Consider the following 6766-nt stretch of genomic DNA (forward strand, 5'->3'; position numbering starts at 1 on the left):
TTGCGATGGGGTGGAATGTGGCTACTGAAATTAATGACACTAAAATTGCTATTTTTTTCATGAAATATCCTCTTGGGGAGATCAAATGATATCTGTCGTAAAAACTTGCACGATATCGGTCAAGTTTAAGAATAAATAATAATTTGGATGCTCGTATTCAGACTATTTCTTTAATGAATCATGATCAATAAATTTCCCCCGCATAATAAAATAGCGTAGGTTTTCACGAGATATCCACTATTGTGCATATGTATTTCCTTGTCTTTTTTGATGAAGTGTTAAATTTCAATATAAACACTTATTATCAATCTCCAGAGAGTAATCTACACCCAGATATAATGTTTAAACAAGTGATAATAAATCAAACTAATTATTATCATTATGGTTTAAGAAAATACGCTTAAATTGTTCAATGGCCGTTTCTTGTTTATCGAGATTTATAAAATATAAAGATTGCCATTTTTGTGTTTGGATTGCTTGCGTTGAAATCGGTGATACCCAAGCTGGATAAACCCGAATGGCTCTTTTACCTTCTTTAGATTGGCTTGAGAAAATGCCTTTTTTTAACAGAATATGTGAATTGAACAAAAAAATACCTTTTTGATGCCCTGAAAAAGTGGCTATCAGACAAAAATCAATGTCATCACTCTCTTCAAAAGGCATTATTTCTGAATCTGGCGTTGGCCTTTTCCAAAGCGTGACAAATTGCCCTTGCTTATTGGGGGTCGTTTTAGCCTGACGAAAAACAACCGACTGACCATTCAATTGAAACCGCATGGCGCTATAGTCACGGCTTTCTGGTTCGAGATAAGGGACCGTATCCAGTTGGAATCTGGAGGGCAATAACAGATATTCTTTGATCTTGGTAAAAAGATCAGGGAAATTGCCTGAATGTATCGTTTTTTGCTTTAATAATGACAAAATAAATTATCCCAATAATGATGAGTTGTTTTGTTAATAAATCAGATGAATTAGTGTATTCTCTGCTGGTTTATCATATTGAAATAAGCATTTCGGTTCACATCAGTGAATACAGAAAATCAATTATCGTCAAAATCAACAAGATTTACACATGTTATATGATTATATCTCCGGCTATTGGAAATAATAACGGGGAGATTGACTCCCTGCCCAAAAGGACAGGAGCCATACATTTGGAGAGAACAAGCTCATTTAATTAAGATAAAGGGTCAGCGCGATGCCCGGCTTAATATCTTTGATTCTGATGCTTTTATTCCAATTCATCAGATCATTTAGGTTTACACCGTGGCGTTTAGCAATGCTGAAAAATGAATCACCTTTGCGCACTTGATAGGTGACGGGGCCATTATTATCAACTTTTAGGACTTGGCCGATCTTGAGCCGATCAGCGGTTTTTAAACTGTTCAACCTCTGCAACTCGCGATGAGTTGTCTTGAAGCGCTTCGCAATTGCTGACAATGTATCTCCGGCACGAACCGTATAGTGGCTTTGTTGCTGTAGATCACGCGTGTTGTGCGTCACAGCCAGACGAATGTCTTGCAAGATCTTTTCATCTGCCAGAAAAGACTTAAATTGGTTTGCGTTTATTTTGGGCAGCATAATGTAATGCGGCCCATGAGGAGATGTCATACCTTGTTTATAGCCGGGGTTATATGCCCTGATTGATGTCAGCGATAGGCCGGATAGTTCAGCCGCCTGCGATAACATAATTTGTTGCCCTACTTCCACTTTCGCCAGTGCTTGTTGGTTGTTCGGCTTGGGAAGTTTGAAGCTAAATTTTTCGTTATGGCGAATGATATTACTCAGTGCCAATATCTTGGGAACATAGTGCATGGTTTCCCGTGGCAGTGACAACGACCAGAAATCGGTGGGTTTCCCTTGGGCTTTATTGTCCTTGATTGCACGCAGAACCCGGCCTTCACCACTGTTGTAAGCGGCAATAGTCAAAAGCCAATCCCCATGAAATCGTGCATTGAGGTGTTCCAGCATATCAAGGGCGACGGTTGTTGATGCCGCAACGTCACGACGGGCATCGTACCATTTATCTTGTGTCAGGCCATAATGACGACCTGTACTTGGGATAATCTGCCATAAGCCTGCTGCCTTGGCGTAGGAAGTCGCATGAGGGTTAAATGCACTCTCCACGATGGGCAGAAATACCAGTTCCATTGGCATATGTCGCTCATCAAGTTGCTCAACGATCCAATAAATATACGGTTCTGCACGTAATATTACATTTTGGATATGGCTCTTGTGTTTTAAGTAATAGTTTTGTTGTTCGCGCACCCTGCTATTATCAGGAATTTCCATCTTCAACTCATCGTGAATATGTCCCCACAAATCTTGTTGGGCTGTCGGACTCACTTTCCAGTTTGCAGAATCTTCTGATTCTGCAATACCGTCTGTTTTCTGATTCGTTGAAGACATCTTCTTCTGTGCTTGTTGCTGGGAAGGAGCCTTTGGTTGCAGGCTCGATTGACACCCAGCAAGAAGAACAGAGGCGAACAATATCGCTTTTGTCTTCATGTTCTTTTCTGAGGTTTGCATAAAAGGTGAGCAATGATACTGACCTATCACGCAGAAGACAACCCAACAAAACTAAAACCGATCTTTATAAGTCCTTAATTGCTGAAAAACAGAAGAAAGTGGCATTGAATTAGGTTTGGTACCGATATTTTTTTGTAAATCAACATCGTGACAATTTAAGAAAACATTGATTTTTTTCTCTGTTTGTAAATTTGTGGGGACTGTTGCCTGATTATTTTCACGTAGTTTAAGAATTTCTTGATAATAGTCGTGAATAATCTGGTTATCAGGTAATACGGCTTTTGCAAATTTCATATTTGCTGCCGTGTATTCGTGCGCACAGCAGATCAAGGTATCATTGGGTAATGATGAAATTTTATCCAGCGAAGAAAACATTTGTTCGGCAGTTCCTTCAAACAGGCGCCCACAACCGCCAGAAAACAGAGTATCCCCACAAAATAGATAGGGTGCCTGATAGAATGCAATATGGCCAAGTGTATGCCCTGGCAGTTCCATGACACGAAAAGAAAAATTTCCTATCTCAATGGTGTTATGTTCATGGACAATATGCGTTACGCCTTTATCTTGCGTCTCTTTAGGGCCATATACAGGGAGGTTGGGGGAGTGTTCGTGTAATCGGGGAACCCCGCCAACGTGATCAGAATGGTGGTGTGTCAGCAGGATCGCTGCGGGAATAAGTTGGTTTGCTGCTAGAATATCAATGACAGGTTGCGATGCAGCGGGATCGATAATGACACAATACTTGTTTTCATCACAAAGTAACCAAATGTAATTATCCGAAAGGGCTGGGATCCTGATAAGCTCCATTATATGCCTCATTTTCATAGTAGGTTTATAGTAGGTTGAAAGGAAGATGACATGCGATCAGCACGTTCAATCAAGCAAATAACCCCCCCTGTTTCTTGGGCTGAGTTACCTTGGGGAGAATATTACCGTGTCGCTCTGGAACGTCAATTGGAACCGTGGTGGCCAAAAATCTTTGGTTTTCATTTAGTGAAAATCGGTAACTTAAGTAGCGAAATTGATACTCGCTCCTGTTTGGTCAGCCATCAAATCAATGTCGGATCACAAGGGCAAAATATGGGCGTCATTACTGATCCCCATTACCTCCCTTTTGCCACTAAATCTGTTGATGCTTGTTTGCTGGCGCATATGTTGACTTATAGTATTGATCCACACTGGCTCTTGAGAGAAGTTGATAGGATCATGATAGACGATGGTTGGTTGATTATCAGTGGGTTTAATCCAATAAGCCTGCTGGGTTTCAGGAAAGTGATTTCCCCGGTATATCGTCGTCAATCTTGCGGAGCCGGGATGTTTTCAATGTTGCGCCAATTAGATTGGCTGCGTCTTCTGAATTATGAAGTGATTCATCATGCGAACTTCCATGTTTTACCGTGGCAAAAAAGTAGCAGGCGTCTTGATAACGCCTGTCTGTCAATATTTGGTTGCCTGAATGTCATTATTGCCCGCAAGCGGACAATACCATTGACATTAAACCCCATGCGGGCGACATTGTTGAAACCGAAATTCAGTAATGCGTTGGGTGCGGCGAAAAATATTCACCGACGCTATTAATTGACGGGTTAATTTTCGCTTTCGATATAACCATTATCTGGTTGGGTAGGGTTATTAGCGGCTATGCGAGCCAACTCATCGCACTGTTCATTCTCCCGATGCCCGGCGTGGCCTTTGACCCAACGCCAATCGATATCATGCAGCGAGATAGCATTATCGAGTCGCTGCCAGAGATCGACATTAATGACGGGCGATTTATCCGCTTTTTTCCAGCCGCGTTTTTTCCAGTTATGGATCCATTGAGTGATCCCTTGGCGCACATACTGGCTGTCCGTCGTCAGGATCACGGTACAGGGTTGTTTGAGTGCTTCCAACCCGATAATGGCTGCCATTAACTCCATGCGGTTATTGGTGGTGTGAAAATAACCATCACTCAAGGTCTTTTCCCGTTGTTGGTAGCGGAGTAAAACGCCATATCCGCCAGGACCGGGATTGCCAAGGCAAGAACCATCGGTGAAAATTTCTACCTGTTTGTTCATCTTTGGTAGACTCTTCCTATATCATCTTTAATCAAAACTCTAAGTCTGACACAAAAAAACACTATGAGCACTGCTATTACCCGCCAAATCGTCCTCGATACCGAAACAACCGGTATGAACAAGTTGGGTGTTCACTATGAGGGACACAACATCATTGAGATTGGTGCTGTGGAGGTTATCAACCGTCGCCTGACAGGGCGCCATTTTCATATTTATATCAAACCAGAACGTTTGGTTGACCCCGAAGCATTTCAGGTTCACGGTATTAGTGATGAATTTTTGCAGGATAAACCGAAATTTGCGGATATCGCTGATGAATTCATTGAGTTTATCCGTGGTGCTGAGTTGATTATTCATAACGCACCGTTTGATATCGGTTTTATGGATTATGAATTCAGTAAACTGAACCGAGATATTCCACCCACTACTGAGTTCTGTACCATCACAGATAGCCTGACGCTAGCAAGGCAACTTTTCCCAGGCAAGCGTAATAACCTTGATGCGTTGTGTGACCGTTACCAGATCGATAACTCAAAACGAACTCTCCACGGGGCATTACTCGATGCCGAAATTCTGTCTGATGTTTATCTGGCAATGACAGGTGGCCAGACATCATTAGCTTTTTCGATGGAAGGGGAAATGTCAGGCACTACTCAGGTTGCAGAAATCCAGCAGATCACTCGCCCACAGGCAGGGCTGAGGGTTGTTTATGCTTCTGATGAAGAATTAGTTCAGCATGAATCTCGTTTGGATCTGGTGGAAAAGAAAGGAGGCGGTTGTCTTTGGCGTTCCAAACCAGAACAGCAACATTAATAAAACAGCGGCAAAATGGAGATAACTGCATGATTAAGGTGAAAAATTGCGCAAACGAACCGTTTTGCTATAAAAAGCGATTGACGTAATTTACCGCAGACCGTATTATCCACCCCGTTCTTAACCAGAACACCATGCGGTGCGGTAGTTCAGTTGGTTAGAATACCGGCCTGTCACGCCGGGGGTCGCGGGTTCGAGTCCCGTCCGCACCGCCAGAATTTATAAGCCCTGAGTTTTTGACTCGGGGCTTTTTCTTTTCTGAAAAATTCAAATCAACTTATAAAAATAGGTTGTTCCTGAAAATTCTCCATTGGTATTCATCGCAAAGTTTGGGATCTGCCCGGCTTCAATAAAACCGCATTTTCGATACAGCACTGAAGCCGGATCATGGGTACGTGTATCTAAGACCAGCAAACTGCGCTGGTGCTGTTTTGCCTGATGTTCCAGTTCATCCATTAGCATTCTGCCAATCCCACGCTGGCGATAGGCGGTATGTACTATCAATTTTTCGACATCAGCACGATGCAGGCCGTTCTTTTTCTTGCAGAGGGAAAGCTGCACTGAACCTGCAATGTTTTCACCGTCTAGCGCGACCAGCAGCAATCGGTGACCGGATGTGAGATCTGTTCCGACATCCTGCCAATATTGCTCCGCTTCGTTCTCTTCCAGTGGTGCAATAAAGCCGATGGAAGCATGACTTTCGACGCAATCATGCAGTAAGTGAATAAGCCCGTCGCGTTTTGTCTTGATGGAATTTAATTGCATGATGGTTGGAGCGGATATTGGAGCAGATGTAAGGTTGGGTTTTGTCATTTGTAGTAAGAGTTAGCATAAAATAGGGTTTAAAAGATATAGATAACTTAATATTTAGTATATAAAGATGTCAACTAAAATTATTTTTATAATGATATTGTTATGGTTTGTAATGTTTTTTAATTTAGTTTTGCATTGTGGCTATTTACGATTGAAACTCTATTTATTTCGTAAATAGCCACATTCTACTTATTGTTGAATCTTAGTTATAATATTTGACGGGACTAAATTTTGTTTTTAGAATTATTTTCTGATTATTATTTTAATTGCGAATAATTTGATCCTCTGGGTTATAAGTGAAAGTAGCATCTTGACTGTAATTAGCAGGGAGCTCTATCCGTATAATTGGTATTATCTTCCCTGTGGTGTTATGAAAGTCTCTTTGATCATGTTGCGCTCCCGCCAGTCCTTCTGAAAGATAGAAAAAGGCTTCGATAGGTAATTCATGGGGAATATTTTGAGGCCAAGTAGCCAATATTAATTCATTATTTACGGTCAACGAGAGCTGTAAACGAGCTTGAACTCCCTGTATAAAGGCATCAGCATGATTTGCT

Annotated in this window: 6 protein-coding genes, 1 tRNA gene and 2 pseudogenes; 3 read left to right on the forward strand and 6 right to left on the reverse strand. The window is 41.7% G+C overall.

The window, feature by feature from the left end; all coding sequences use genetic code 11:
• Nucleotides 1-366: 366 nt before the first annotated feature.
• From PSI17_RS15475 to gloB, 3 genes are all read right to left on the reverse strand, one after another.
• Nucleotides 367-921, reverse strand: a complete 555-nt coding sequence (locus tag PSI17_RS15475) for a MepB family protein (protein ID WP_273552831.1) — start codon at nt 919-921, stop codon at nt 367-369.
• A 252-nt stretch (nt 922-1173) separates the two neighbouring features.
• Nucleotides 1174-2508 carry a murein transglycosylase D gene (gene mltD / locus PSI17_RS15480; protein WP_273552832.1) on the reverse strand — a complete coding sequence of 445 codons (1335 nt, stop codon included), beginning with the start codon at nt 2506-2508 and terminating at the stop codon, nt 1174-1176.
• Nucleotides 2509-2580: 72 nt separating this feature from the next.
• The gene (gene gloB, locus PSI17_RS15485; RefSeq protein ID WP_273552833.1) at nt 2581-3336 is read right to left on the reverse strand and encodes a hydroxyacylglutathione hydrolase; all 756 of its coding nucleotides are present in this window, start codon (nt 3334-3336) and stop codon (nt 2581-2583) included.
• Nucleotides 3337-3387: 51 nt separating this feature from the next.
• Between gloB and PSI17_RS15490 the strand changes: the two genes are divergently transcribed.
• Nucleotides 3388-4107 carry a methyltransferase domain-containing protein gene (locus PSI17_RS15490; RefSeq protein ID WP_273552834.1) on the forward strand — a complete coding sequence of 240 codons (720 nt, stop codon included), beginning with the start codon at nt 3388-3390 and terminating at the stop codon, nt 4105-4107.
• An 8-nt stretch (nt 4108-4115) separates the two neighbouring features.
• Here PSI17_RS15490 and rnhA read toward each other — a convergent pair.
• Nucleotides 4116-4702 (reverse strand): annotated as a pseudogene (rnhA, locus tag PSI17_RS15495) (ribonuclease HI).
• Between rnhA and dnaQ the strand changes: the two are divergent.
• Both dnaQ and PSI17_RS15505 read left to right on the forward strand, forming a co-directional pair.
• Nucleotides 4650-5399: a DNA polymerase III subunit epsilon gene (gene dnaQ, locus PSI17_RS15500; protein WP_273552835.1), complete on the forward strand. Its 750-nt coding sequence runs from the start codon at nt 4650-4652 to the stop codon at nt 5397-5399. The pseudogene rnhA and the gene dnaQ overlap by 53 nt on opposite strands.
• 138 nt (nt 5400-5537) lie before the next feature.
• Nucleotides 5538-5614, forward strand: a tRNA-Asp gene (locus tag PSI17_RS15505).
• 52 nt (nt 5615-5666) lie between these two features.
• Here PSI17_RS15505 and PSI17_RS15510 read toward each other — a convergent pair.
• Both PSI17_RS15510 and PSI17_RS15515 read right to left on the reverse strand, forming a co-directional pair.
• A complete protein-coding gene (locus PSI17_RS15510; protein WP_273552836.1) occupies nt 5667-6164 on the reverse strand; it encodes a GNAT family N-acetyltransferase in 498 nt (165 codons plus the stop codon).
• Between the two features lie 310 nt (nt 6165-6474).
• Nucleotides 6475-6766: pseudogene (locus tag PSI17_RS15515) on the reverse strand (N-acyl homoserine lactonase); the annotation flags it as partial.

It is taken from the genome of Xenorhabdus sp. IM139775, from assembly GCF_028598745.1.
Taxonomy (GTDB): domain Bacteria; phylum Pseudomonadota; class Gammaproteobacteria; order Enterobacterales; family Enterobacteriaceae; genus Xenorhabdus.

Coding starts and splice junctions, on each gene's coding strand:
- mltD (WP_273552832.1), bottom strand. CDS start 2,508: ATGAAGACAAAAGCGATATTGTTCGCCTCTGTTCTTCTTGCTGGGTGT.
- gloB (WP_273552833.1), bottom strand. CDS start 3,336: ATGGAGCTTATCAGGATCCCAGCCCTTTCGGATAATTACATTTGGTTA.
- PSI17_RS15490 (WP_273552834.1), top strand. CDS start 3,388: ATGCGATCAGCACGTTCAATCAAGCAAATAACCCCCCCTGTTTCTTGG.
- dnaQ (WP_273552835.1), top strand. CDS start 4,650: ATGAGCACTGCTATTACCCGCCAAATCGTCCTCGATACCGAAACAACC.
- PSI17_RS15510 (WP_273552836.1), bottom strand. CDS start 6,164: ATGCAATTAAATTCCATCAAGACAAAACGCGACGGGCTTATTCACTTA.